Genomic DNA, 24,088 nt, shown 5'->3' with positions numbered 1-24,088 from the left:
TGCGGTTCACCCCGCCTGCGACACCTCCGTCTCGCACCGCAGCCGCCGCCCGGTCCCGGTGACCCGGACCGGGCCGGTGAGCGTGAGGTGCGCCGTGTGGCGCACGTCCGTGCTGGACGCCGCCAACCGTAGTTCCAGCGCTCCCGGCTCGACCACCCTGCGGCCCGAACGGTCGGTGAACGCCGAGAGGTCCGTGTGGAAACGGAACGTCACCCGCGCGGCCTCGCCCGGGGCCAGCGCCACGCGCTGGTAGCCGACCAGCCGGACGTCGGGTCGGGTCACCGACGCCACGGGGTCGTGCAGGTACAGCTGGACGACCTCCGCGCCCTCGCGGTCACCGGTGTTGCGGACTGTCACGGCCAGGTCGTAGGCGCCGTCCGTGCCGATCTCCGTCTCGCCGCCCGTCACGTGCTCCCAGGTGAACGCCGTGTACGAGCGGCCGTGGCCGAAGGCGTACAGCGGCGTCGGGTCGAGGTTGCTGACCTCGCCGGCGAGTCCGAGGGGCGGCTGGAGGTAGGTCCAGGGCTGGCCGCCGGGCTCCCGCGGGACGCTCACCGGGAGGCGGCCGGAGGGGTTCACGCGGCCCGACAGCACTCCCGCCACCGCCGGGCCGCCCTCCTCCCCCGGGAAGAAGGCCTGGACGACCGCGCCCAGGCGGCCCTGCCAGCGGCCGAGCGCGTAGGGGCGGCCGGTCAGCAGGACCAGCACCACCGGCACGCCGGTGGCCACCAGGGCGTCCAGCAGCTCGCCCTGGGCGCCGGGCAGGCCGAGGTCGCTCACGTCGCAGCCCTCGCCCGAGGTGCCGCGGCCGAACAGGCCCGCCCGGTCGCCGAGCACGGCCACGCACACGTCCGCCTCGGCGGTGCGGGCGATGGCCTCCTCGAAGCCCGCGGTGTCCGGATCGGTCACGTCGCAGCCCTGCGCGAAGGTCACCTTCGCGTCGGGCAGTTCGCCGCGCAGCGCGTCGAGGACGGTCGGGATCTCGATGCCGGCCGGCACGCCGGGGTGGTGGGTCAGGACGTGCGACGGGAACGAGTAGCAGCCCAGCATGGCCAGGGCGTCGGCGGCCCGGGGGCCGACCACCGCGATCCGGGTGTCGGGCGCCAGCGGGAGCAGCCCGTCGGGATTGTCCAGCAGGACCACCGACTCCTCGGCCAGGCGGCGGGCCAGGATCCGGTTGCCCGTGGAGTCCAGGGTCACGGGGCCGGCGGGCTCGGGCGTCCAGTCCTCGTCGAGCAGGCCCAGTTCGCACTTCTGGAGCAGCACCCGGCGGGCCGCGCGGTCCACCAGCTCCTCGGGCACCTGCCCGGCGCGTACGGCGTCCAGCAGCGGCTGCCCGTAGCACTTGACGGTGGGCAGCTCGACATCGATGCCGGCGGCGAGGGCCGCGTGGGCCGCCTCGGCCGGGGTACCGGCGACGCGGTGCAGGGTCTGCAGGAAGCCGATGCCGAAGTAGTCGGCGACGACCGTGCCGGTGAAGCCCCACTCCTCGCGCAGCAGCCGGGTCAGCAGTTCGGGGTCGGCGGAGGCCGGGACGCCGTCGGTCTCGTTGTACGCGGCCATCACCGAACGGGCCCCGCCCTCGCGCAGCGCCATCTCGAAGGGCGGCAGGGTGACGTCCGCGAACTCGCGGATCCCGGCCCGCACGGGGGCCAGGTTGCGGGCGCCGGCCGAGGCGGCGTACCCGGCGAAGTGCTTCAGCGTGGCGACGACCCCGGCCGCCTCCAGGCCCCGCACATACGCGGTGCCGATCGTGCCGACCAGGTAGGGGTCCTCGCCGATCGTCTCCTCCACCCGGCCCCAGCGCGGATCGCGCACGACGTCCAGGACGGGGGCGAGGCCCTGGTGGACGCCGACCGAGCGCAGGTCCTCGCCGATGCGCCGGGCCATCTCCTCCACCAGCGGCGGGTCCCAGGCCGCGCCCCAGGCCAGCGGGACCGGGTACGCGGTGGCCTGCCAGGCGGTGAACCCGGCGAGGCACTCCTCGTGGGCGACCGCCGGGATGCCGAAGCGGCCCGACTCGGCGATCCGGCGCTGGGCACGGGCCAGGGCCCGCGCGCCGAGCGCCGGGTCCACGGGGGCGGTGCCGAAGGAGCGCGTGAGCTGGCCCAGGCCCCGGGTGATCAGCTCGGCCCATTCCTCGTCGGAGTAGTCGACGCTCATGTCGTGCTGGTGCGGCGCGACCCCGTCGCCGTCCGTCGCGGCCCCCACCCACACGCCGTACAGCTGGGCTGTCTTCTCCTCCAGGGTCATCCGGGAGAGCAGGTCGTCGACGCGGGCGGCGGCGGGCAGGGCGGGGTCACGCCAGGGCGCGGTGGTCATGAAGCTCCTGTCGGGTGGACGGGACGGCCCTCTCACGAATGGTGCGGGCGAGCACGTGAACGCCGCTGGAGACCGCTCCCGAGCCCGCCGTCTACGAATGTTTCGACACAGATATCGAATGTTCCGGGAACCTATGGCGCCGCGAGGACTTCGTCAAGAGGGTCCGCAGGGTTACGATCGCCGCCATGACATCCCCGGAGCCCGTTGAAAGCCGGACGCAAATCCGGACGCGGGGGCGCACCGCGCAGACCGCCACGCTCGCCGAGATCGCCCGGGAGGCGGGTGTGTCGGCGCCGACTGTTTCGAAGGTCCTCAACGGCCGGGCCGACGTCGCCCCCGCCACCCGGGCCCGTGTCGAGGAACTGCTGCGCGCCCACGGCTACCGGCGCCGACGGGCCGAGGCCACCCGTTCGCCGCTGATCGACCTGGTCTTCCACGAGCTGGAGAGCGCCTGGGCGATGGAGGTCATCCGGGGCGTGGAGAACGTGGCCCGGGACGCCGGACTGAGCGTGGTGCTGTCGGAGAGCGCGGGGCGGCTCACCCCCGGGCGGACCTGGGCCGACCAGGTCGCCGCCCGCCGCCCGCACGGCGTGGTGCTCGTCCTGTCCGGGCTCGACGAGTCGCAGCGGGCGCTGCTCACCAGCCGGTCCATCCCCTTCGTGGTGATGGACCCGGCGGGCGACCCGGGCGCCGACGTGCCCTCGATCGGCGCCACCAACTGGCAGGGCGGCCTCGCGGCCACCCGGCACCTGGTCGAGCTGGGGCACCGCCGCATCGGCGCGATCAGCGGGCCCTCGCAGATGATGTGCAGCCGCGCCCGCGTCGACGGCTACCGGGCCGCGCTGGAGACCGCCGGGCTGCCGGTGGACCCCTCCCTGATCGCGAACGGCGACTTCCACCACGAGGCCGGCTACCGCCGGGGCCTGGAACTGCTGCGCCGCCCCGACCGGCCCACCGCGGTCTTCGCCGGCAACGACCTCCAGGCGCTCGGCCTGTACGAGGCCGCGCGCGAGCTGGGGCTGCGCATCCCCGAGGACCTGAGCGTGGTCGGCTTCGACGACCTGCCGGTGGCCCCGCTGGTCGGACCCCCGCTGACGACCGTGCGGCAGCCGCTGACGGAGATGGCCGAGGCGGCGGCCAGGCTCGTCCTCGACCTGGGGCGGGACGACGACATCCCGGCGGCGACCCGGGTGGAACTGGCCACCAGCCTGGTGGTGCGCAGCAGCACGGCGGCGCCCGCGTAAGTCCTGTTGCTGTATTGACGGGTGGTGCCCACGCCTCCACACTGCACCGAAGCCAATCGGATGCACCACCGAAACTTTCGGAGGCACCCGCACATGAGATCGCTGCGATCGGGCTTGCTCACCTCCCTGCTGACCGGCGTCGTCGCGGCAGGCTCCCTGCTGCTCGCGGCCCCCGCGTCCCACGCCGCCGACACCCCGCTGCGCGACCTCGCCGCGGCCAAGGGCAAGGCCATGGGCACGGCGGTCACCGGCTCCAAGCTCACCGGCACCTACGGCGAGATCGCCGGCCGCGAGTTCAACTGGCTCACCCCCGGCAACGCCATGAAGTGGGGCTCGGTCGAGCCGAGCCGGGGCGGCTACGACTGGACCGAGGCCGACCGGATCGTGGAGTTCGCCGAGGCCCACGGCCAGCAGGTCCGCGGCCACACCCTGCTCTGGCACCAGCAGAACCCGGACTGGCTGACGAGCGGCAGCTGGACCCGCGAGCAGCTCGGCGCCGTCGTCCGGGACCACATCGCCACCGAGGTCGGCCGCTACAAGGGCCGCGTGGCCGCCTGGGACGTCGTCAACGAGCCCTTCAACGAGGACGGCACCCAGCGCCGGACCCTCTTCTCCACCGTCCTCGGCCAGGACTACGTCGCGCAGGCCCTCACCTGGGCCCGGGCCGCCGACCCGGACGCGAAGCTCTACGTCAACGACTACAACGTGGAGGGCGTCAACGCGAAGAGCACCGCCCTGTACAACCTGGTCAAGTCCCTGAAGGAGCGCGGGGTCCCGATCGACGGCGTCGGGCTGCAGGCCCACCTCATCGTCGGCCAGGTGCCCGCCACGCTCCAGCAGAACATCCAGCGCTTCGCCGACCTCGGCGTCGACGTGGCGATCACGGAGCTGGACATCCGGATGCAACTCCCGGCGACCGCGGCCAAGCTGGCCCAGCAGGCCGCCGACTACAAGGCCGTGGTGAGCGCCTGCGTGGCCGTCGCGCGCTGCACCGGCGTCACCGTCTGGGGCTTCACCGACTCCGACTCGTGGATCCCGGACACCTTCCCCGGCGAGGGCGCGGCGACCCCGTACGACGAGAACTACGCGCCGAAACCGGCCTACCGCGCCATCGTGGAGGCCCTGGGCGGGACGACGACGCCGCCGACGGGCGCCTGCACGGCGACGTACAGCGTCACCAGCCAGTGGCGCGACGGCTACACGGGCCAGGTGCGCATCGCCTGCTCGGGAGCCGCGCTGTCGTCGTGGAAGGCGAACTGGACGTTCGGCGCCGGGCAGCGGATCACCCAGGCGTGGAACGCGCACTGCACGCAGTCGGGCGCGGCGGTCAGTTGCGCCAACGCGACCTACAACGGGTCGGTTCCGGACGGCGGTTCGGTGACGTTCGGGTTCAACGCCTCGTGGAACGGGAGCAATCCGGTGCCCGTGGTGACACTGGGGTGAGTCCGGGCCGCGAAATCTGAGAATTTCCCAAGAAAACGCGTCCTGCATCCCCTGCCCGTAATAATTCGGACTTATGTTCCTGTCTGTGACGGGAGACGACGCGAACGGGGACGAGGGCGCGAGGACGGGCCGGCGGTCGATCGCCCTGCGGACCGCCGGCCTGACGCTGGCGGGACTGCTGGTGCTCGCCGCCGGTGCCGCGGGCTGGGCCTACTGGCACCTCAACGACAACATCACCAGTGTCGACATCGACAACGCCCTGGGTGACGACCGCCCGCCGAAGCCGGTGACCACCCCGTCGCCCTCGGCACCGGCCCCGCCCGGCGAGGCGCTCAACATCCTGGTGCTGGGCTCGGACACGCGCAGCGGCGAGGAGAACCGCAGGCTGGGCGGCGGCGACAGCGACGGCGCCCGCTCCGACACGGCGATGGTCGTCCACCTCGACGCCGGACGGACCGGCGCGACGGTGGTGAGCATCCCGCGCGACACCCTGGTCACCCGCCCGTCCTGCCCCCGCCCCGGCGGTGGTTCCACGGTGGTCTCCCGGTACTCGATGTTCAACAGCGCCTACGCGGTCGGAGGCCCGGTCTGCGCGGTGAAGACCGTCGAGTCGATGACCGGCGTCCGCATGGACCACTACATCGAGATCGACTTCTCCGGCTTCGCGAAGCTCGTCGACGCGCTCGGCGGGGTCACCGTCACCACGGACGAGGACATATCCGACGACGACAGCCACCTGCACCTCAAGGCCGGCACCCATCACCTGGACGGCACCCGGGCCCTGGGCCTGGCCCGCACCCGGCACGGCATCGGCGACGGCAGCGACCTCGGCCGCATCGGCCTGCAGCACACACTCGTGAAGGCCCTGCTGGACCGCATCGCCTCCCAGAACCTGCTCACCGACCCGGCCAAGCTCTACCGGGTCGCGGACGCGGTGACCGCCGGCCTCACCACCGACACCGGCCTGGACTCCCTGGGCGAGCTGACGAGCCTCGGCCAGAGCCTGCAAGGCCTGTCGTCGAGCCGGGTCCGGACGGTGACGATGCCGGTGGTCCGGGCGCCGTCCGACCCCAACCGGGTGGTGGCCGACGAGCCCGAGGCACGCGAGCTGTGGGAGTCACTGCGCTGACCTGGGACGACGCGGTCCGGAAAAACTCCTCGAAAAAAATTCGGCACGGGTGTCGATCCGGCGGTCCGCCGTTCGACGCAGGGGTGAGAGCGGGGAGAGGCCCCGCTCCGGCAGCACCGAGGAGTCACCGTGCCGCGCTTTCTCACCCTGATCCGCATCGACGAGAAGAACGCCCCCGCCGAGGGCCCCAGCCCGGAGCTGCAGGAGCGGATGGGCAAGCTCCTGGAGGAGATCACCAAGGCCGGGGTCATGCTCGACACCGCCGGGCTCACCCCGACCTCCGACGGCACCCGGGTGACCTGGGAGGGCGGGCGGTTGTCCGTCACCGACGGGCCGTTCACCGAGACCAAGGAGGTCATCGGGGGCTATTCGATCAGCCAGTGCAAGGACAAGGCCGAGGCCGTGGAGTGGACCAAGCGGTTCCTGTCCCTGCACGAGGACTACTGGACGATCACCGCGGAGGTCCGGCAGATCGCCGAGGCCTGACCGGCCCCGCTTGGCGGGGAGGTGCCAGGGGTGTCTGATGGTGGGCTGTGACACCGCAGCCCCCCGCCGGCCCCGGCACCTCCCGGACCGCCCAGGCGATCGAGACCCTCTTCCGCATCGAGTCGCCCCGGATCATCGCCGGCGTCACCCGTGTCGTGCGGGACGTCGGCATCGCCGAGGAACTCGCGCAGGACGCCCTGGTCGCCGCGCTGGAGCAGTGGCCGCGCGACGGCGTGCCCGACAACCCGGGCGCCTGGCTCATGGCCACCGCCCGCAACCGCGCCGTGGACCTGGTCCGCCGCCGGGAGAACTACGCGCGCAAGCTCGCCGAGATCGGCCGCGACCTGTCGGCCACCCCCGCCCCGGAGGAGCCCGCCGACCCCGACGACATCGACGACGACCTGCTCCGCCTGGTCTTCACCGCCTGCCACCCCGTGCTGTCCACCGAGGCCCGCACCGCCCTGACCCTGCGTCTGCTGGGCGGCCTGACCACGGCCGAGATCGCCCGCGCCTTCCTCGTCCCGGAGGCGACGGTGGCGCAGCGCATCGTGCGCGCCAAACGCACCCTGGCCACACGGAACATCGCCTTCGAGGTGCCCTGCGGCCCCGACCGCGCGGCCCGCCTCGGCTCGGTCCTCGACGTCATCTACCTGATCTTCAACGAGGGCTACGCCGCCACGGCCGGCGACGACTGGCTCCGGCCGGGCCTGTGCGAGGACGCCCTGCGGCTGGCCCGGGTGCTCGGCGCGCTCATGCCGAAGGAGCCCGAGGTCCACGGCCTGACGGCGCTCCTGGAGTTCCAGGCGTCCCGTACGGCGGCCCGCACCGGGCCCTCGGGCGAGCCGGTCCTCCTCGAGGACCAGAACCGCTCCCGCTGGAACCGCATGCTCATCGCCCGCGGCATCGACGCGCTGGGCCGGGCCGAGGCCGCCTCCGCGGGCGGCCCGGGGCCGTACACCCTCCAGGCCGCCATCGCCGCCTGCCACGCGCACGCCCACACCTACGAGGAGACCGACTGGTCCCGCATCGCCACCCTCTACGGCCTGCTGGCCGCGCGTTCCCCGTCCCCGGTCGTGGAGCTGAACCGCGCGGTGGCCGTGTCGATGGCGTCCGGTCCGCAGGCCGCCCTGCCCCTCGTCGACGCCCTGGCCGGCGATCCCGCGCTGCGCGACTACCACCTGCTGCCCAGCGTGCGCGGCGACCTCCTCGCCCGCCTCGGCCGGCGGGACCAGGCCCGGGCGGAGTTCGAGCGGGCGGCGTCCCTGACCCGCAACGAACGGGAGCGGGACCTGCTGCTGCGGCGGGCGGCGGAGCAGGCCTGAACGTCAGACGGGGTGCCCGAGCAGCATCGCCGGCGCTCCGGCCACCCGGGTCAGGAACACCGTCGCCGCGTGCGGCCCCTGCGGCCTGACCTTCCTGCGCAGCTCCTCCGGCTCGACCGCCGAGCCCCGCTTCTTCACCGTCAGCGTGCCGACCCCGCGCTCCCGCAGCAGGGCCCGCAGCTTCTTGACGTTGAAGGGGAGGTGGTCGGTGATCTCGTAGGCCGTGGCGTACGGCGTCGGGCGCAGGGCGTCGGCCGTGACGTAGGCGATGGTCGCGTCGAGGAGCCCGCCGCCGACCTCCTCGGCGACCTCGGCGACCAGGTGGGCGCGGATGACGGCGCCGTCGGGCTCGTAGAGGTAGCGGCCGGGCGGGCGGACGTGCGGGTCGGGCAGGCCCCGGGAGAGCAGGGTGCGCGGGCCCGGCAGCAGCGTGGCCCGGACGGCGCCCGGCGCGGTGCCGAACCACAGCACCGCCTCCTTCACGTCCCCGCCGTCGGAGATCCACTCGGCCTCGGCCTCCTCGGGGACCGCCTCGTGCGGGACGCCCGGGGCGATCTTCAGCGCGGCGTGCGGGGCCCGCAGCGCGGCCGAGACCGCCCAGGACAGTGGCGGCGAGTAGGCCTCCGGGTCGAAGATCCGGCCCCGGCCGCCGCGTCGCGCCGGGTCGACGAAGACGGCGTCGTAGCCGGCCGTGTCCACCTCGGTGACGTCCGCCTCGCGGACCTCGATCAGGTCCGCGAGTCCGAGCGCGTCGGCGTTGGCCCGGGCCGCCGCGGCCGTCAGCGGGTCCCGGTCCACGGCCAGTACCCGGATCCCGGCCCGGGCCAGCGCGATCGCGTCACCCCCGATGCCGCAGCACAGGTCGGCCACCGAGGTCACGCCCGCCCCGGCCATGCGCCGGGCCCGGTAGGCCGCCACGCTCGCCCGGGTCGACTGCTCCACCCCGTCGGGCGTGAAGAACATCCGGCCGGCGTCCTCGGGGCCGAACTTCGCCACCGCCCGCTGCCGCAGCCGCGCCTGTCCGAGCGCCGCCGACACCAGCCGCGCCGGGTGCTCGCGGCGCAGCCGGGTCGCCACGGCCAGCTCCCGTGCCGGGTCGGTGTCGCGCACCTCGTCGAGGAGGGCGCGGCCTTCGGGGGTGAGGAGGAGGGCGAGGTCGTTCACCGGATCATTGTCGGCCACGGCGCGCCGGGGGCGGCGTGTGGGCCAGTCGGTGGATGCCGGTCCGCGGGCCGTTGTGTCGGGGCGGGATCCCCGGGGCGGGCTGCGAGGATCCGGCACCATGCGAGCAGTCGTACAAAATGACAAAAGCCGGGCCTCGGGTGGTGCACGGATCGGCCTGGCCGTGCTCGCCCTCGCCGCCATCGCCTCGGGCTGTGCGCAGGGCGGCGACGACCGGGTCACCCCGGCGGGCGGGCAGCAGCCCCTCGACGCGGCCGAGGCCCGCGCGCTGGACTCCTACGCCTCCAAGCTGCGCGCCGCGCACGCCGCCCGGGTCGCCGCCGCGCACCGCTGGCAGCTGAAGCGGGTGCCGCTGCCCGCCCCGCCGCCCCCCGAGCGCAAGCCGAGGATCAAGACCCGCAAGGGCTTCCAGGTGGCAGGCCACCGGGAGTCCAACCTCCCGCCCGTCTTCACCCGGGTCCCCACCCGCGACAAGGTCGTCTTCCTCACCATCGACGACGGCGCCGAGAAGGACCGCACGTTCCTGCGGATGATGAGCGACCTCGACGTGCCCTACACCGCGTTCCTCAGCGGCTACCTGGTCAAGGACGACCCCCGCTACTTCAAGAAGATGCAGGCCAGGGGCGTCGTCCTGAACAACCACACCCTGTACCACCGCTACATGCCGGGTCTGTCCTACCGCGCGCAGAAGCGTGAGATCTGCGGCATGCAGCGCTACATGGAAAAGCGCTTCGGCAAACGCCCCGCCCTCTTCCGCCCGCCCTACGGCAGCTACAACCGCGCGACCCTGCGCGCCGCCAAGGCCTGCGGCATCACCCACGTCCCGCTCTGGAACGAGGAGGTCTTCGCCGACCACTGGGAGTACCGCGAGGCGGACCGCGAGCTGCGCCCGGGCGACATCGTCCTCACCCACTTCCGGGGCCCCGAGCAGTGGAAGGGCACGATGCCGGACATGATCCGCCGCTTCCTGAACAAGGTCACGGCCGAGGGATACGCGGTGGGGCGGCTGGAGGACTACCTGTGAGGCGGCCGGCCGCCGCGCTGCTGTGCGTGCTGCTGGTCCTGCTGACCGGGTGCGCCGGGGCGGCGGGGGAGCGGCCGGGCACCGCCGACGGCCGGGCCCGGGACGCGGTACCCGCGGCCCGCCGCCTCCCGCCCGTCGTCGACCACGTCCCCACTCGCGAGCCGGTCGTCTTCCTCACCTACGACGACGGCGCCGAACGCGACCCGCGCTTCGTCCGCCTGATCCGCGCACGGCGCCTGCCGGTCAGCATGTTCCTCACCGACAGCGTCGTGGGGCCCGGCTACGGCCACTTCGCCCGGCTGCGCGCGGTCGGCGCGTCCCTGCAGAACCACACCCTCGACCACCCGGCCCTGCGCGGCCTGCCCTACGCCGGCCAGCGCGCCGAGATCTGCGGCCAGCAGCACAAGCTCCACGCCCGCTTCGGCGTCCGCCCCCGCCTCTTCCGCCCGCCCTACGGCACCTACGACACCACGACCCTGCGCGCCGCCGCCGACTGCGGCATCGCGGCGGTCGTGCTGTGGCGCGCCTCCCTGGGCGCCGACGGCCGTCTGGCGTACACCCGCGGCGAGCCCGGGCTGCGCCCCGGCGACATCGTCTCGGTGCCGTCCGGGGACGCGTCCATGACCCTGACGGACCGGACGCTGCGGTTGCTGCGGGAGATCGACGGGAAGGGCCTGCGGGTGGGACGCCTGGAGGACCACCTGTGAGGGTCCGGACGCCCCCGCGCGGCAACCTGCCTGGCCGACGCGCCGCCCGCGATTAGCAGTCCGCTTGACCGAGTGCTAATCGCGGTCATAGTCTCGGCTCTGGCACTCGACGCAGGAGAGTGCCAACACAGCGACGGGCAGGTCCGGCACCCGCGACGACGGATCCACCTGGTCGCCACCTCAGACAGTTAACCCCGTGAGATCTCCGAAGGGGGAGGTCGGATCGTGACGACCACCAGCTCCAAGGTTGCCATCAAGCCGCTCGAGGACCGCATCGTGGTCCAGCCGCTCGACGCCGAGCAGACCACCGCCTCTGGCCTGGTCATCCCGGACACCGCCAAGGAGAAGCCCCAGGAGGGCGTCGTCCTGGCCGTGGGCCCGGGCCGCTTCGAGGACGGTAACCGTCTTCCGCTCGACGTCTCCGTCGGCGACGTCGTGCTCTACAGCAAGTACGGCGGCACCGAGGTGAAGTACAACGGCGAGGAGTACCTCGTCCTCTCGGCCCGCGACGTGCTCGCGATCATCGAGAAGTAATTCACCCGAAGCACCTTGCTTTGAACTGCGCCCCTGGCCCCCGCGATCGCTAAGAAGCCGGGCGCCCGGGGCGCAGTTGCCTTTATCCCAGATTCCGGAAGAGGGCTCACGCTCCCATGGCGAAGATCCTGAAGTTCGACGAGGACGCCCGTCGCGCCCTCGAGCGCGGCGTCAACAAGCTTGCCGACACGGTCAAGGTGACGATCGGCCCCAAGGGCCGCAACGTCGTCATCGACAAGAAGTTCGGCGCCCCCACCATCACCAACGACGGTGTCACGATCGCCCGCGAGGTCGAGATCGAGGACCCGTACGAGAACCTCGGTGCCCAGCTGGTCAAGGAGGTGGCGACCAAGACCAACGACATCGCGGGTGACGGTACGACCACCGCGACCGTGCTCGCCCAGGCGCTCGTGCGCGAGGGCCTGAAGAACGTCGCCGCCGGTGCCTCCCCGGCCGCCCTGAAGAAGGGCATCGACGCCGCCGTCAAGGCCGTCTCGGACGACCTGCTCGCCTCGGCCCGCCCGATCGACGAGAAGTCCGACATCGCCGCCGTCGCCGCGCTGTCCGCCCAGGACCAGCAGGTCGGCGAGCTCATCGCCGAGGCGATGGACAAGGTCGGCAAGGACGGTGTCATCACCGTCGAGGAGTCCAACACCTTCGGCCTGGAGCTGGACTTCACCGAGGGCATGGCCTTCGACAAGGGCTACCTGTCGCCGTACTTCGTGACGGACCAGGAGCGCATGGAAGCCGTCCTGGACGACCCCTACATCCTCATCACGCAGGGCAAGATCTCCGCCATCGCGGACCTGCTGCCGCTGCTGGAGAAGGTCATCCAGGCCAACGCCTCCAAGCCGCTGCTGATCATCGCCGAGGACGTCGAGGGCGAGGCGCTGTCCACCCTCGTCGTGAACAAGATCCGCGGCACGTTCAACGCCGTCGCGGTGAAGGCCCCCGGCTTCGGCGACCGCCGCAAGGCGATGCTGCAGGACATGGCCGTCCTCACCGGCGCCACGGTCGTCTCCGAGGAGGTCGGCCTCAAGCTCGACCAGGTCGGCCTCGACGTCCTCGGCTCCGCCCGCCGCGTCACCGTCACCAAGGACGACACCACCATCGTCGACGGCGCCGGCAACAAGGACGACGTGCAGGGCCGCGTCGCCCAGATCAAGGCCGAGATCGAGACCACGGACTCCGACTGGGACCGCGAGAAGCTCCAGGAGCGCCTCGCGAAGCTGGCCGGCGGCGTGTGCGTCATCCGCGTGGGTGCCGCCACCGAGGTCGAGCTCAAGGAGCGCAAGCACCGTCTGGAGGACGCCATCTCCGCGACCCGCGCCGCGGTCGAGGAGGGCATCGTCTCCGGTGGTGGCTCCGCCCTGGTCCACGCCGTCAAGGTCCTCGAGGGCAACCTCGACAAGACCGGCGACGAGGCCACCGGTGTCTCCGTGGTCCGCAAGGCCGCCGTCGAGCCGCTGCGCTGGATCGCCGAGAACGCCGGCCTGGAGGGCTACGTCATCGTCTCCAAGGTCGCCGAGCTCGACAAGGGCAACGGCTACAACGCCGCCACCGGCGAGTACGGCGACCTGATCAAGGCCGGCGTCATCGACCCGGTCAAGGTCACCCGCTCCGCCCTGGAGAACGCCGCCTCCATCGCCTCCCTGCTCCTCACGACCGAGACCCTGGTCGTCGAGAAGAAGGAAGAGGAGGAGCCGGCCGCCGCGGGCCACGGCCACGGCCACGCCCACTGAGGCACCGACCTCTGCCGCGAGCCCCCGTCCCGCCGCACGCGGGACGGGGGCTCGCGTCGTCCACGGGCCCGTTACCCGGACGCCGGTGTCACAGCTCCAGCGGGTCGAGCGCCCCGAGCCGCTGCATCAGCCCCAGCCGGTCGTACTGCCACCACCCCTCGGCGATCTTCCCGTCCGGGGTGCACCGGTGCACGGTCGTCCCGGTCATGGTGACGTCCTCGCCGGTCGGCGGAATGCCGAGGAACTCGCCCGTGTGACGCCCGTGGAACGTCCACCGGGTGCACACCCGGTCGCCCTGCGCCACCTGGTCCTCGATCGTGAACGTGAAGTCGAACCCGCCCCGCCAGACCTCCACCTCGCGCCGCACCGCGTCCAGCCCGATGACGTCCTGCACGTTCGCCGGGTCGTGGTCGTGGTAGTCCTCGACGAACACGTCGTTGAACGCCGGCGCGTCCCCCTGTCCGGGCGCCAGCTCGAAGAACCTGCGCGCGGTGGCCGCGTTGAGCTGCTCGTCCCGCACCACGTCGAGGTCCGTGAACGTCGGCGTCCCGTCGCAGAGCGCCACCATCTCCTGGAAGATCCGGTCGGTCTCCGGAAGCCCGGAGTTGCGCATCGCGTCCTCGTACGACGGGAACTCCACGATCTCGACGATGTGCGAGGCGTCGGCCCGGTCCTTCGCCACCACGCTGTGCGTCGCGGTCCGTTTCCCCTTGGTCTGCTCGACCCACCGGTCCATCAGCCGGTTCATCTCGTCGAGCCGGCTGGTCCTGCATTCGATGAGCTGTACGAAGGTCATGGTTCCGCCTCCGGGCCCCCCGGGGCTGGTCGGACAGCACCATTGTCCTCGCCCCCGGAACCCCGTGCCCGTCGGGCTCGACCGCGTGGGCCGCATGCGCGCACGGGGGGACCGGTCCCTCTCGGCCGGCGGCCCTCCGTCCTGGTGAGGCGGCTCGTCGGGCCCCGAGGCGGCGGTGGCCCCGGCCCTCCCGGTCCCCCCGGCGCAGCCCGCTCCCCGCTGATCCACGACTGTGCGGTACGGGGAGTGGCGGGCAGCCCTCCCCGCCGTCCTGCGCGGGGAACCCACTGCGGCGCCGTCGCTCACCGGTGCCTTCCGTCCGGCGCCTACTGCGGCCCGTACTTCCGCCCCGTCCTGGAGGACACCGCCCCCAGCACCCCCCGCGGCACCAGCTTCGCCGCCCCCATCAGGGCCTTGTACCGCGGGTCCGGAATGGACAGCGTCTTGCCGCGGGCCAGGTCGTGCAGGGCCGCCGCCACCAGCTTGTCCGCGTCGAGCCACATCCAGGCCGGGATGTTGTCCGTGCCCATGCCGGCCCGCTGGTGGAACTCGGTGCGGACGAAGCCGGGGCACAGCGCCATCAGGCGTACGCCGCTGCCGGCGAGGTCGCGGGCCGCGCCCTGGGTGAACTGCACGACCCACGCCTTGGACGCCCCGTAGGTGCCGCGCGGCAGGAACGCCGCCACGGAGGCGACGTTGACGACGCCGCCGCGGCCCCGCTCGCGCATGGCCTCGGCCGCCGCCGACGTCAGCCGCAGCACCGCCTCGCAGTGCACCTTCAGCATCCGCAGCTCGTCGGCCATGGCGACGTCGAGGTAGCGGCCCTTGTTGCCGAAACCGGCGTTGTTGATGAGGAGGTCGACGGGGTTCCTGCGGTCGCCGAGGCGGTCGGCCACCGCCTCGATGCCCTGGTCCTCGGCCAGGTCGGCCGTGAGCACCTCCGCCTCGATGCCGTGCCGGTCGTGCAGCTCGGTCGCCTGTTCCCGCAGCCGCTTGGTGTCGCGCGCGACCAGCACCAGGTTGTGCCCGTCGGCCGCCAGTCGCCGCGCGAACGCGGCCCCGATGCCTGCCGTCGATCCCGTAATCAGAGCCGTTGTCATGGCAGAAGGGTAGTGACACGGACCGCGTGCATCCGCTTGCCCGCGGGCCCCCGCCCGGTGAAGGGTCGGTGGAGACGGGCGCCCTGAGCGGCTGTCAGCTCCCGGACCGGCCGGCGTACTCCCGCGCCACCCGCAGCGCCTCCGGGTGCAGCGCCTCGCCCGCCGCCAGCAGCCGGGGCAGCAGCGTCCGCTCCGTGGTCAGGGCCCGGAACTGCAGGGCCACCGTCACGTCATGACCCGGGCGGTGCACGATCTCGACGGCGTCGCCGGCCCGGATCTCGCCCGGCTCGATCACCCGCAGGTACGCCCCGGGCGCGCCCCGCCGCGTGAACCGCTTCACCCAGCCCTTTTCCCCCAGATGGCCCTGGAAGGTGCGGCACGGAATGCGCCCGCAGGTGACCTCCAGCACCACCTCGGGCCCCACGCGCCAGCGCTCGCCGATCAGCGCGCCGGAGATGTCGAGGCCCGCGGTGGTGAGGTTCTCGCCGAACGCGCCGTCGGCCAGGGTCCGGCCCAGCTCGCGCTCCCACTCGTCCAGGTCCTCGCGTGCCATCGCGTACACCGCCTGGTCGTCACCGCCGTGGTGCTCCAGCTTGCACACCGCGTCCCCGGCGAGCCCGCTCCCGCCGACGCCCTTGGGGCCCGGCGCCGCCACCCGCACCGGCCCGGCCACCGGCCGCTTGTCGATCCCCGTGACCCCCTCCGGGTTGTCCGTGTACGGCACCGCCCGGGCCTGGCCCAGATTCACAGACAGAAGCCTCATGCCCGCACGGTAGGGGAGCCGCCCCCAAAGCGTCGACGCATTTTTCGGCGGAGATCAAAAGGCTCTCTTATCCTGGCTTATCCTCGAAGGGTGATCGAAGCTCGTCATCTCCGCGTCCTGCGCGCCGTCGCGGCCACCGGCTCCTTCTCCGCCGCGGGGCGGGAACTGGGCTGCACCCAGCCCGCCGTCAGCCAGCAGATGAAAGCACTGGAAACGTCCGTCGGCACCCCCCTGCTGATCCGGACCGGGCGGGAGATGCGCCTGACCCAGGCCGGTGAGGCGCTGGTGCGGCACGCCGCCGGGATCCTCGCCGGGCTCACCGCCGCGGAGGAGGAGGTCGCCGCCATCGCGGGGCTGCGCGCGGGCCGCGTCCGGCTCGTCTCCTTCCCCAGCGGCAGCTCCACGCTCGTGCCCACCGCCCTCGCCGCCCTGCGCGAGGCTCACCCCGGCACCCGCGTCTCCCTGGAGGAGGCCGAGCCCCCCGCCTCCGTCGGCCTGCTGCGCGAGGGCGACTGTGACGTGGCCCTCGCCTTCCGCTACGAGGGTGCGGCGGGTGCCGAGGAGTGGGACGACCTCGTCGTGCGGCCGCTGCTGTCGGACCGGCTCGTCGCGCTCGTGCCGGAGCGGCACCGGCTCGCGGGTGCCCAGTCCGTCGCCATCGGCGAACTCGCCGAGGAGTCGTGGATCGCGGGCTGCCCGCGCTGCCGCGGCCAGCTGGTCGAGGTCTGCGCGGCGGCCGGCTTCGCCCCGCGCATCGACTTCGCCACCGACGACTACCCGGCGGTGGTCGGCCTGGTCGGCGCCGGCCTCGGTGTGGCCGTGCTGCCCCAGCTGGCCGTCGAGTCCGTACGGCCCCGGGGCGTGCGCACCGTGACGCTGGAGCCGGCGGTGCGCCGGGAGATCGTCGCGCTCACACTGCCCGACCTCGCCCAGGTCCCCGCGGTGGCGGCCACCCTCGACCAGCTCGCCCGGGCCGCCCGCCGCTAGCCCCCGAGGGCGACTGCCGCAGACGACTGGCACACGCGCCAAAAACCAACGGCACGCATGCGCGTGCCTCCGAGCAGAAACGTTCCTTCAGTTGTTCGAGGCGGTGTGCCCGCCGGATGTCGACGCCGACACCAGCCGGTTGCGCGCCCGCCCCATCAGCTCCTCGCGCTCGTCCTCGGTCAGCCCGCCCCACACGCCGTACGGCTCTCGCACCGCCAGCGCGTGGGCGGCGCACTCGGCGCGCACCGGGCACCTCATGCAGACCTCCTTGGCCGAGTTCTCACGAGCGCTCCGAGCCGCACCGCGTTCGCCCTCCGGATGGAAGAAGAGCGAGCTGTCCACCCCGCGACAGGCGGCCAGCAGCTGCCAGTCCCACAGGTCCGCGTTCGGTCCGGGAAGGCGGGAGAAATCTGCCATTACGTGACCCCTTGTAGCCGTTCTTGGCGGATCCGGTGTCCACGACCGTATAACTACGATCTAAGGAGATGAAAATATGACTCATTGCGAATCTAGCTCCAGACACCACCAAACCGGAAGAAATAGGTCTGAATGGGGCATAGGTTGTGATGAAAGTTCGAGGGTCTGCGGCGCATATCTGCACCGTGTCCGTGCCCTCACGTACAGTGCCGAAGATGGCAGCCGGCCCCGTAACTCTTTCGAGTGACCGTCGTTGAGAGTGCGAGGCGGTTGAAGCAACAAGCGCTCGGGCAGGCGTCCGAGACGGTCGACCGCACAGGTGACGATTTCGTACCAGCCTGGAGGCTCAAGGTGACGCGCATCAGCTGCGGAGGGCGGCCATGACTTCCGTCCTCGTCTGCGACGACTCCCCGCTTGCCCGAGAGGCGCTCCGCCGCGCGGTCGCGACCGTGCCCGGCGTCGAGCGCGTGACGACGGCGGCCAACGGCGAGGAAGTCCTCCGCCGCTGGGGGGCCGACCGCTCGGACCTGATTCTGATGGACGTACGCATGCCCGGACTGGGCGGCGTCGAGACGGTCCGGCGGCTGCTGTCCGCCGACCCCGGTGCGCGCATCATCATGCTCACCGTCGCCGAGGACCTGGACGGCGTGGCCCTCGCGGTCGCCGCCGGGGCCCGCGGCTACCTGCACAAGGACGCCTCCCGCGCGGAGCTGCGCGCCACGGTGACGCAGGCCCTGGCCGACCCGACCTGGCGGCTGGCCCCGCGCCGGCTGCGCTCGGCCGAGATGGGCGCGGCGCCCACGCTCACGGCGCGTGAGATCCAGGTGCTCGAAGGCATGAGCCACGGCCGCTCCAACGCGGAGATCGGCCGCGAGCTGTTCCTCTCCGAGGACACGGTCAAGACGCACGCCCGGCGCCTGTTCAAGAAGCTGGGCGCCTCCGACCGGGCCCACGCCGTGGCGCTCGGCTTCCGGTGGGGCCTGGTGCGCTAGGGCCTGTCGTTCGGACCGGGCCGGCTCCGGCACGCGGCCTCCGGCACGGACCGGAGAGCGGGGGCACGCGGATGCCCCCGCGCGAGCCGCACCCGCACGGGCGGGAGCCGGCGGCCGACGGCGGCGCCGACGGGGGTCTCCACCCCCGGCCCGGGCGAGGTCGACAGCCGGGACGGGTGCGGGCGAGGGCCCACGTCCCCGGGACGATCCGAACGGCAGGTCCCGGCAGCGGCCCCGCGGGCCGCAGCGGTCGCGGTGAGGACGCGGAACGCCAGGTGGGCGGGGGTGGACCGGCGGTCCGCCCGGTGCCCGCTGCTGGTTTCGCCGCGGATGCCGCATCCTTGAGGGTGTGGAGTTCCTCGGGGACGAGTCGGTCGAGCGGAAGGGGAGGGCGCAGGGGATGAGTTCCGGCGCACCTGCTCATAACGCTTCGGTGCACAACAACGGGCGCGGTGCCGCGGACCCGTCGGCCGCAGGGCACCATGGACCGATGCGCGACGACGAGGCGACCCATGCCCCTGGGGCGATCGGCGCGCTCGTCCACCGCGCCGTCGACGGAGACGAGCAGGCCACGCACGACCTGCTCGCCCACGTCCACCCCCTGGCCCTGCGCTACTGCCGCACCCGGCTGTCCCGCCTCCCGGGCGACGCCCGGCACTTCGTGGAGGACCTCGCCCAGGAGGTCTGCGTGGCCGTGCTCCTGGCGCTGCCCCGCTACCGGGACACCGGGCGCCCCTTCGAGGCGTTCGTCTTCGCCATCGCCGCCCACAAGGTCGCCGACCTGCAGCGCGCGGCGATGCGCCACCCGGGCTCGACGGCGGTCCCCTCCGACGAGATGCCCGAGCGGCCCGACGACTCCCTGGGACCGGAGGAGCGCGCCCTGCTCAGCAGCGACGCGGAATGGGCCAAGAAACTGCTGGCCAACCTGCCCGAGAACCAGCGGGAACTGCTGCTGCTGCGGATCGCGGTGGGTCTCACGGCCGAGGAGACCGGCCAGATGTTGGGAATGTCACCCGGCGCCGTCCGGGTCGCACAGCACAGGGCGCTGAGCCGGCTGCGGGCGCTGGCCGAGCAGTAGGCCCTCGGCGGCCCTTCGTTGAACAGGCGGTGCGCCGCTGCCGTACGAACATACGAAGCCCCGTGCGGGCCGGAACCGTGGAATGAGACAGCCGTGCTTCCCGTTAGCATGGACATCCGCACCGATCAAGGCCATTTGGGGAAGGTGTCATGACTGCCAACGTCGACGGAGTGCCCGGTAAATTCGCGACACTCGGGCTGACCTACGACGACGTGCTGCTGCTGCCGGGTGCATCGGAAGTGCTCCCCAACGCGGTCGACACCTCGTCCCGCATCTCCCGCAACGTCCGGGTGAACATCCCGCTGCTGTCCGCCGCCATGGACAAGGTCACCGAGTCGCGCATGGCGATCGCGATGGCCCGCCAGGGCGGCGTCGGCGTCCTGCACCGCAACCTGTCCATCGAGGACCAGGTCAACCAGGTCGACCTGGTGAAGCGGTCCGAGTCGGGCATGGTCACCGACCCGATCACGGTGCACCCGGACGCCACCCTCGGCGAGGCCGACGCGCTGTGCGCCAAGTTCCGCATCAGCGGCGTCCCCGTCACCGACGGCAACGGCAAGCTGCTCGGCATCGTCACCAACCGCGACATGGCCTTCGAGTCCGACCGCACCCGTCAGGTGCGCGAGGTCATGACCCCCATGCCCCTGGTGACCGGGAAGGTCGGCATCTCCGGCCCCGACGCCATGGAGCTGCTGCGCCGCCACAAGATCGAGAAGCTGCCGCTGGTCGACGACGCGGGCGTCCTCAAGGGCCTGATCACCGTCAAGGACTTCGTCAAGGCCGAGCAGTACCCGAACGCGGCCAAGGACGCGGAGGGCCGGCTGATCGTCGGCGCCGCCGTGGGCGCCAGCCCCGAGGCCCTGGAGCGGGCCCAGGCACTCGCCGCCGCCGGTGTGGACTTCCTGGTCGTCGACACCTCGCACGGCCACAACAGCAACGCCCTCAGCTGGATGTCGAAGATCAAGTCGAGCGTGAACGTCGACGTGATCGGCGGCAACGTCGCCACGCGCGACGGCGCCCAGGCGCTGATCGACGCTGGTGTCGACGGCATCAAGGTCGGTGTCGGCCCCGGCTCCATCTGCACCACCCGCGTGGTCGCCGGCATCGGCGTCCCGCAGGTCACCGCCATCTACGAGGCCTCCCTGGCGGCCCGCCCGGCGGGCATCCCGCTGATCGGCGACGGCGGTCTGCAGTACTCCGGCGACATCGGCAAGGCCCTGGCCGCCGGCGCCGACACGGTGATGCTGGGCAGCCTCCTCGCGGGCTGCGAGGAGTCGCCGGGCGAGCTGCAGTTCATCAACGGCAAGCAGTTCAAGTCGTACCGCGGCATGGGCTCGCTCGGCGCGATGCAGTCCCGCGGCCAGGGCCGGTCGTACTCCAAGGACCGCTACTTCCAGGCCGAGGTCGCCTCCGACGACAAGCTCGTGCCCGAGGGCATCGAGGGCCAGGTGCCCTACCGCGGCCCGCTGGCCAACGTGCTGCACCAGCTCGTCGGCGGTCTGCGTCAGACCATGGGCTACGTGGGCGCGGCCACCATCGAGGAGATGGAGTCCAAGGGCCGCTTCGTCCGCATCACGTCGGCGGGTCTTAAGGAGAGCCACCCGCACGACATCCAGATGACGGTCGAGGCGCCGAACTACAGCCGCAAGTAGCGGCCAGGCCTTCCGAGGGCGGCCCCGGGGCATCCGGGGCCGCCCTCGGCGTGCCCGTCGGCGATACTGGAAGACGCTGAAACGCATCAGGGAAAGGCCACCAACGTGACTGAGATCGAGATCGGGCGCGGCAAGCGCGGCCGCCGGGCGTACGCCTTCGACGACATCGCCGTCGTCCCCAGCCGCCGTACGCGGGACCCGAAGGAGGTCTCGATCGCCTGGCAGATCGACGCCTACCGCTTCGAGCTGCCCTTCCTGGCCGCCCCCATGGACTCGGTCGTCTCCCCGGCCACCGCCATCCGCATCGGCGAGCTCGGCGGCCTGGGCGTGCTGAACCTCGAAGGCCTGTGGACCCGGTACGAGGACCCGCAGCCGCTGCTGGACGAGATCACCGGGCTCGACGCGGAGACCGCGACCCGTCGCCTGCAGGAGATCTACGCGGCCCCGATCAAGGAGGAGCTGATCGGGCAGCGCATCAAGGAGGTCCGCGACTCCGGCGTCGTCACCGCCGCCGCGCTCTCCCCGCAGCGCACCGCCCAGTTCTCCAAGGCGGTCGTGGACGCGGGCGTGGACATCTTCGTCATCCGCGGTACGACGGTCTCGGCGGAGCACGTCTCCGGTTCGCACGAGCCGCTGAACCTGAAGCAGTTCATCTACGAGCTCGACGTCCCGGTGATCGTCGGCGGCTGCGCCACGTACACCGCCGCCCTGCACCTGATGCGCACCGGCGCGGCCGGTGTGCTGGTCGGCTTCGGTGGCGGCGCCGCGCACACCACGCGCAACGTGCTCGGCATCCAGGTCCCCATGGCGACGGCGGTCGCCGACGTCGCCGCGGCCCGCCGCGACTACATGGACGAGTCCGGCGGCCGGTACGTGCACGTGATCGCGGACGGCGGTGTCGGCTGGTCCGGCGACCTGCCCAAGGCGATCGCCTGCGGCGCGGACGCGGTGATGATGGGCTCCCCGCTGGCCCGCGCGACCGACGGCCCGGGCAAGGGCCACCACTGGGGCATGGAGGCGGTGAACGAGGAGCTGCCGCGCGGCAAGAAGGTCGCCCTCGGCACGGTCGGCACGCTGGAGGAGATCCTCACGGGCCCGTCCCACACGCCCGACGGCTCGATGAACCTCTTCGGCGCCCTCCGCCGCGCCATGTCCACGACGGGCTACAGCGAGCTCAAGGAGTTCCAGCGGGTCGAGGTCACCGTGGCGGACTCGCAGCACCGGCGGTAACCCGCTCCGCACGCAAAAGGGCCCGGCCGCTCAGGGGAGTGGCCGGGCCTTTCGCATGCCCAAGTGGCTTTGCCGGGGCGCTTGTTGGCGCCAGGGGGCGCACGGTTGCCTTCGGGCCGTTCGGGTCGGTGAGGGGCGGTGGTGAGCCGCTAATGTCCGTGATCGGCGCCCCGGTTCTTCTGGGTGCCCCCTTCCAAGGACACGGTCCGGACCCCGCCCTCGGGGCCCGGCCCGACACCGACGAGCCGTTCACCGGGCCACTGGGCGGCGTCGTGGAAGGGGGCGCCCATGGGTCGCCACCGCAAGCCCACCCGCTGGGACCGACTCCGTCTTCGGATGGTGCAGTGCCGGAGGAGGTGGATCTTGCGGCTTTTCGGATGGTGAGCGGCCGCCCCCAAGAAAACTAGGGGCGGACACTCCGTGATCCATCCAGGAGCCTGCCGCAGTGGCCCCTGCGGTGGGCTCCACCCTTTTCGGATGGTGAGCGGCCGCCCCCAAAGAACCTAGGGGCGGACACTCCGTGATCCATCCAGGAGCCTGCCGCAGTGCCCCCTGCGGTGGGCTCCGTCTGTTCTCGTAAGGTACCCGGGCCGGGTGCCGCGTGCCAGCAGTCCCCGGCTCCCGCACCTCGCGCGCCCCCCTTCACAACCGGTGCGCCGCCCCCGTCGGAGCCGCTCCCCGGGTGTCCAGCAGGAGCTGGGCCTTCACCGACAGGCCCTGGAGGTCGTACGTGCGGTGCTGCTGGAGCAGGATCGTCAGGTCCGCGTCGGCCGCCGCCTCGTAGAGGGAGTCCGCGCGCGGGACGGGGCGGTCCAGGACGCTCCAGGCGGGGACGTGCGGGTCGTGGTAACTGACCGCGGCGCCCAGTTCCATCAGGCGCTGGGCGATCTCCTGTGCCGGGGTGCCCTGGAGGTCGGCGAGGTCGGGCTTGTAGGTGACGCCGAGCAGAAGCACGCGCGCGCCCCGGGCCGACTTGCCGTGCTCGTTGAGGAGCGTGGCGGCGCGCTGGACGACGTAACCGGGCATGCGGCTGTTGACCTGCTGGGCCAGCTCCACCATGCGCAGGCCGCGGCCGGCCCGGCCGGTCAGGTCCTGGGGGACCGAGTGGCCGCCCACGCCCGGGCCCGGGCGGAAGGCCTGGAAGCCGAACGGCTTGGTCTCCGCGCAGCGGATGACGTCCCACAGGTCGACGCCGAGGTCGTGGCAGAGGACCGCCATCTCGTTCACCAGGGCGATGTTCACGTGCCGGTAGTTCGTCTCCAGCAGCTGCACGGTCTCCGCTTCCCTGAGTCCACGCGCGCGTACCACCTTGTCCGTCAGCCTGCCGTAGAACGCCGCGGCCGACTCGGTGCAGGCCGGGGTGAGGCCGCCGATGACCTTCGGGGTGGTGGCGGGCGTGACGTCGCGGTTGCCGGGGTCGACGCGGCTGGGCGAGTACGCCAGGTGGAAGTCGCGGCCCGCGCGCAGGCCGGAGCCCTCTTCGAGCAGCGGGCGCAGGAAGTCCTCCGTCGTCCCCGGGCGCACCGGTGACTCCAGGATCACCGTGGTGTGCGGGCGCAGGTGCGCGGCCAGGGTGCGGGCGGCCGTCTCCAGCTGGCCGAGGTCGAGCGTGCCGTCCGCGCCCGGCGGGGTCGGCGGGCAGAGCACCGCCGTGCGGACCCGGCCCAGCTCGGCCGGGTCGGTGGCCGGCCGGAAGCCCCCCGAGAGCATCCGGCGCAGTTCGGCGGGGCTGAGGGAGCCGGGCTCGGGGCCGGTCCGGTAGCCCAGGGTGGGGATGCCTGCGGCGACGGCGGCCTGGGCCAGGGGCAGGCCGTACGGGCCGAGTCCGATGACGGCGAGATCTGCGGGCATGGCGTGGCCGTCCTTCCCGATAACCGAAGTGGGACAGGTGCGCAAGCCCGGTGGACAGGACGGGCGAGCGCAATGTCAGACTAGGAG

21 protein-coding genes are annotated in these 24,088 nt (G+C 72.6%); 14 read left to right on the top strand and 7 right to left on the bottom strand.

Annotation, left to right across the window (positions count from 1 at the left end; all coding sequences use genetic code 11):
* Nucleotides 1-6 precede the first annotated feature (6 nt).
* Nucleotides 7-2,322: a beta-xylosidase/alpha-l-arabinosidase gene (locus tag AC07DA_RS21815; protein ID WP_479129835.1), complete on the bottom strand. Its 2,316-nt coding sequence runs from the start codon at nucleotides 2,320-2,322 to the stop codon at nucleotides 7-9.
* A gap of 185 nt (nucleotides 2,323-2,507) precedes the next feature.
* On the opposite strand from AC07DA_RS21815, the gene AC07DA_RS21810 reads away from it, so the two are divergent.
* The 5 genes from AC07DA_RS21810 (at nucleotide 2,508) to AC07DA_RS21790 (ending at nucleotide 7,946) form a co-directional block, all read left to right on the top strand.
* Nucleotides 2,508-3,566, top strand: a complete 1,059-nt coding sequence (locus AC07DA_RS21810; protein ID WP_479129834.1) for a LacI family DNA-binding transcriptional regulator — start codon at nucleotides 2,508-2,510, stop codon at nucleotides 3,564-3,566.
* A gap of 93 nt (nucleotides 3,567-3,659) precedes the next feature.
* Entirely contained in the window at nucleotides 3,660-5,009 is a 1,350-nt protein-coding gene (locus AC07DA_RS21805; RefSeq protein WP_479129833.1) for an endo-1,4-beta-xylanase, read from the top strand.
* Nucleotides 5,010-5,082: 73 nt separating this feature from the next.
* Nucleotides 5,083-6,138, top strand: coding sequence for an LCP family protein (locus AC07DA_RS21800; protein WP_479129832.1), 1,056 nt, complete (start codon nucleotides 5,083-5,085; stop codon nucleotides 6,136-6,138).
* A 129-nt stretch (nucleotides 6,139-6,267) separates the two neighbouring features.
* On the top strand, nucleotides 6,268-6,624 hold the full coding sequence (locus AC07DA_RS21795; RefSeq protein ID WP_479129831.1) for a YciI family protein: 357 nt from the start codon (nucleotides 6,268-6,270) through the stop codon (nucleotides 6,622-6,624).
* Nucleotides 6,625-6,671: 47 nt separating this feature from the next.
* Nucleotides 6,672-7,946 carry an RNA polymerase sigma factor gene (locus tag AC07DA_RS21790; RefSeq protein ID WP_479129830.1) on the top strand — a complete coding sequence of 425 codons (1,275 nt, stop codon included), beginning with the start codon at nucleotides 6,672-6,674 and terminating at the stop codon, nucleotides 7,944-7,946.
* Between the two features lie 3 nt (nucleotides 7,947-7,949).
* Here the strand turns inward: AC07DA_RS21790 and AC07DA_RS21785 are convergent, their stop codons facing one another.
* On the bottom strand, nucleotides 7,950-9,110 hold the full coding sequence (locus tag AC07DA_RS21785) for a class I SAM-dependent methyltransferase (protein WP_479129829.1): 1,161 nt from the start codon (nucleotides 9,108-9,110) through the stop codon (nucleotides 7,950-7,952).
* 118 nt (nucleotides 9,111-9,228) lie between these two features.
* Between AC07DA_RS21785 and AC07DA_RS21780 the strand changes: the two genes are divergently transcribed.
* From AC07DA_RS21780 to groL, 4 genes are all read left to right on the top strand, one after another.
* Nucleotides 9,229-10,152 (top strand): polysaccharide deacetylase family protein, encoded by a 924-nt coding sequence (locus AC07DA_RS21780; RefSeq protein ID WP_479129828.1) that lies wholly within the window; start codon nucleotides 9,229-9,231, stop codon nucleotides 10,150-10,152.
* Nucleotides 10,149-10,859 carry a polysaccharide deacetylase family protein gene (locus tag AC07DA_RS21775; RefSeq protein WP_479129827.1) on the top strand — a complete coding sequence of 237 codons (711 nt, stop codon included), beginning with the start codon at nucleotides 10,149-10,151 and terminating at the stop codon, nucleotides 10,857-10,859. Before AC07DA_RS21780 ends, AC07DA_RS21775 begins: the two co-directional genes overlap by 4 nt.
* Before the next feature lie 225 nt (nucleotides 10,860-11,084).
* Complete coding sequence (gene groES / locus AC07DA_RS21770) at nucleotides 11,085-11,393, top strand: co-chaperone GroES (RefSeq protein WP_053135717.1); 309 nt, start codon at nucleotides 11,085-11,087, stop codon at nucleotides 11,391-11,393.
* 116 nt (nucleotides 11,394-11,509) lie between these two features.
* On the top strand, nucleotides 11,510-13,135 hold the full coding sequence (groL, locus tag AC07DA_RS21765) for a chaperonin GroEL (RefSeq protein WP_479129826.1): 1,626 nt from the start codon (nucleotides 11,510-11,512) through the stop codon (nucleotides 13,133-13,135).
* 88 nt (nucleotides 13,136-13,223) lie between these two features.
* On the opposite strand, the gene AC07DA_RS21760 is transcribed toward groL, so the two are convergent.
* The 3 genes from AC07DA_RS21760 to AC07DA_RS21750 form a co-directional block, all read right to left on the bottom strand.
* The gene (locus AC07DA_RS21760) at nucleotides 13,224-13,931 is read right to left on the bottom strand and encodes an ester cyclase (protein ID WP_479129825.1); all 708 of its coding nucleotides are present in this window, start codon (nucleotides 13,929-13,931) and stop codon (nucleotides 13,224-13,226) included.
* Nucleotides 13,932-14,257: 326 nt separating this feature from the next.
* Nucleotides 14,258-15,031, bottom strand: coding sequence for an SDR family NAD(P)-dependent oxidoreductase (locus AC07DA_RS21755; protein WP_479129824.1), 774 nt, complete (start codon nucleotides 15,029-15,031; stop codon nucleotides 14,258-14,260).
* A gap of 94 nt (nucleotides 15,032-15,125) precedes the next feature.
* Nucleotides 15,126-15,794: an MOSC domain-containing protein gene (locus AC07DA_RS21750; protein WP_479129823.1), complete on the bottom strand. Its 669-nt coding sequence runs from the start codon at nucleotides 15,792-15,794 to the stop codon at nucleotides 15,126-15,128.
* Between the two features lie 90 nt (nucleotides 15,795-15,884).
* Between AC07DA_RS21750 and AC07DA_RS21745 the strand changes: the two genes are divergently transcribed.
* Nucleotides 15,885-16,781 carry a LysR family transcriptional regulator gene (locus AC07DA_RS21745; RefSeq protein ID WP_479129822.1) on the top strand — a complete coding sequence of 299 codons (897 nt, stop codon included), beginning with the start codon at nucleotides 15,885-15,887 and terminating at the stop codon, nucleotides 16,779-16,781.
* A gap of 87 nt (nucleotides 16,782-16,868) precedes the next feature.
* Here AC07DA_RS21745 and AC07DA_RS21740 read toward each other — a convergent pair whose 3' ends face one another.
* Entirely contained in the window at nucleotides 16,869-17,198 is a 330-nt protein-coding gene (locus tag AC07DA_RS21740; protein WP_062928626.1) for a WhiB family transcriptional regulator, read from the bottom strand.
* Nucleotides 17,199-17,578: 380 nt separating this feature from the next.
* Between AC07DA_RS21740 and AC07DA_RS21735 the strand changes: the two genes are divergently transcribed.
* From AC07DA_RS21735 to AC07DA_RS21720, 4 genes are all read left to right on the top strand, one after another.
* Nucleotides 17,579-18,190 carry a response regulator transcription factor gene (locus AC07DA_RS21735; protein ID WP_003948568.1) on the top strand — a complete coding sequence of 204 codons (612 nt, stop codon included), beginning with the start codon at nucleotides 17,579-17,581 and terminating at the stop codon, nucleotides 18,188-18,190.
* A gap of 490 nt (nucleotides 18,191-18,680) precedes the next feature.
* Nucleotides 18,681-19,268, top strand: coding sequence for a sigma-70 family RNA polymerase sigma factor (locus tag AC07DA_RS21730; protein ID WP_479129821.1), 588 nt, complete (start codon nucleotides 18,681-18,683; stop codon nucleotides 19,266-19,268).
* A gap of 149 nt (nucleotides 19,269-19,417) precedes the next feature.
* Nucleotides 19,418-20,920, top strand: a complete 1,503-nt coding sequence (gene guaB, locus AC07DA_RS21725) for an IMP dehydrogenase (RefSeq protein WP_383335064.1) — start codon at nucleotides 19,418-19,420, stop codon at nucleotides 20,918-20,920.
* A 105-nt stretch (nucleotides 20,921-21,025) separates the two neighbouring features.
* Nucleotides 21,026-22,150, top strand: a complete 1,125-nt coding sequence (locus tag AC07DA_RS21720) for a GuaB3 family IMP dehydrogenase-related protein (protein ID WP_094054497.1) — start codon at nucleotides 21,026-21,028, stop codon at nucleotides 22,148-22,150.
* A 642-nt stretch (nucleotides 22,151-22,792) separates the two neighbouring features.
* Here AC07DA_RS21720 and AC07DA_RS21715 read toward each other — a convergent pair.
* Nucleotides 22,793-24,001 carry a nucleotide sugar dehydrogenase gene (locus AC07DA_RS21715; protein ID WP_479129820.1) on the bottom strand — a complete coding sequence of 403 codons (1,209 nt, stop codon included), beginning with the start codon at nucleotides 23,999-24,001 and terminating at the stop codon, nucleotides 22,793-22,795.
* Nucleotides 24,002-24,088 lie beyond the last annotated feature (87 nt).

The organism is Streptomyces sp. NPDC044921, from assembly GCF_056432865.1.
This window is presented reverse-complemented; position numbering and strand designations above follow the sequence as displayed.

Bases quoted from the DNA above. Each gene is read 5' to 3' on its own strand.
- AC07DA_RS21730 (WP_479129821.1), top strand. From the start codon at position 18,681: ATGCGCGACGACGAGGCGACCCATGCCCCTGGGGCGATCGGCGCGCTC.
- AC07DA_RS21740 (WP_062928626.1), bottom strand. From the start codon at position 17,198: ATGGCAGATTTCTCCCGCCTTCCCGGACCGAACGCGGACCTGTGGGAC.
- AC07DA_RS21750 (WP_479129823.1), bottom strand. From the start codon at position 15,794: ATGAGGCTTCTGTCTGTGAATCTGGGCCAGGCCCGGGCGGTGCCGTAC.
- AC07DA_RS21715 (WP_479129820.1), bottom strand. From the start codon at position 24,001: ATGCCCGCAGATCTCGCCGTCATCGGACTCGGCCCGTACGGCCTGCCC.
- AC07DA_RS21805 (WP_479129833.1), top strand. From the start codon at position 3,660: ATGAGATCGCTGCGATCGGGCTTGCTCACCTCCCTGCTGACCGGCGTC.
- groL (WP_479129826.1), top strand. From the start codon at position 11,510: ATGGCGAAGATCCTGAAGTTCGACGAGGACGCCCGTCGCGCCCTCGAG.
- AC07DA_RS21755 (WP_479129824.1), bottom strand. From the start codon at position 15,031: ATGACAACGGCTCTGATTACGGGATCGACGGCAGGCATCGGGGCCGCG.
- AC07DA_RS21815 (WP_479129835.1), bottom strand. From the start codon at position 2,322: ATGACCACCGCGCCCTGGCGTGACCCCGCCCTGCCCGCCGCCGCCCGC.
- AC07DA_RS21780 (WP_479129828.1), top strand. From the start codon at position 9,229: ATGCGAGCAGTCGTACAAAATGACAAAAGCCGGGCCTCGGGTGGTGCA.
- guaB (WP_383335064.1), top strand. From the start codon at position 19,418: ATGACTGCCAACGTCGACGGAGTGCCCGGTAAATTCGCGACACTCGGG.
- AC07DA_RS21735 (WP_003948568.1), top strand. From the start codon at position 17,579: ATGACTTCCGTCCTCGTCTGCGACGACTCCCCGCTTGCCCGAGAGGCG.
- AC07DA_RS21800 (WP_479129832.1), top strand. From the start codon at position 5,083: ATGTTCCTGTCTGTGACGGGAGACGACGCGAACGGGGACGAGGGCGCG.
- AC07DA_RS21760 (WP_479129825.1), bottom strand. From the start codon at position 13,931: ATGACCTTCGTACAGCTCATCGAATGCAGGACCAGCCGGCTCGACGAG.
- AC07DA_RS21810 (WP_479129834.1), top strand. From the start codon at position 2,508: ATGACATCCCCGGAGCCCGTTGAAAGCCGGACGCAAATCCGGACGCGG.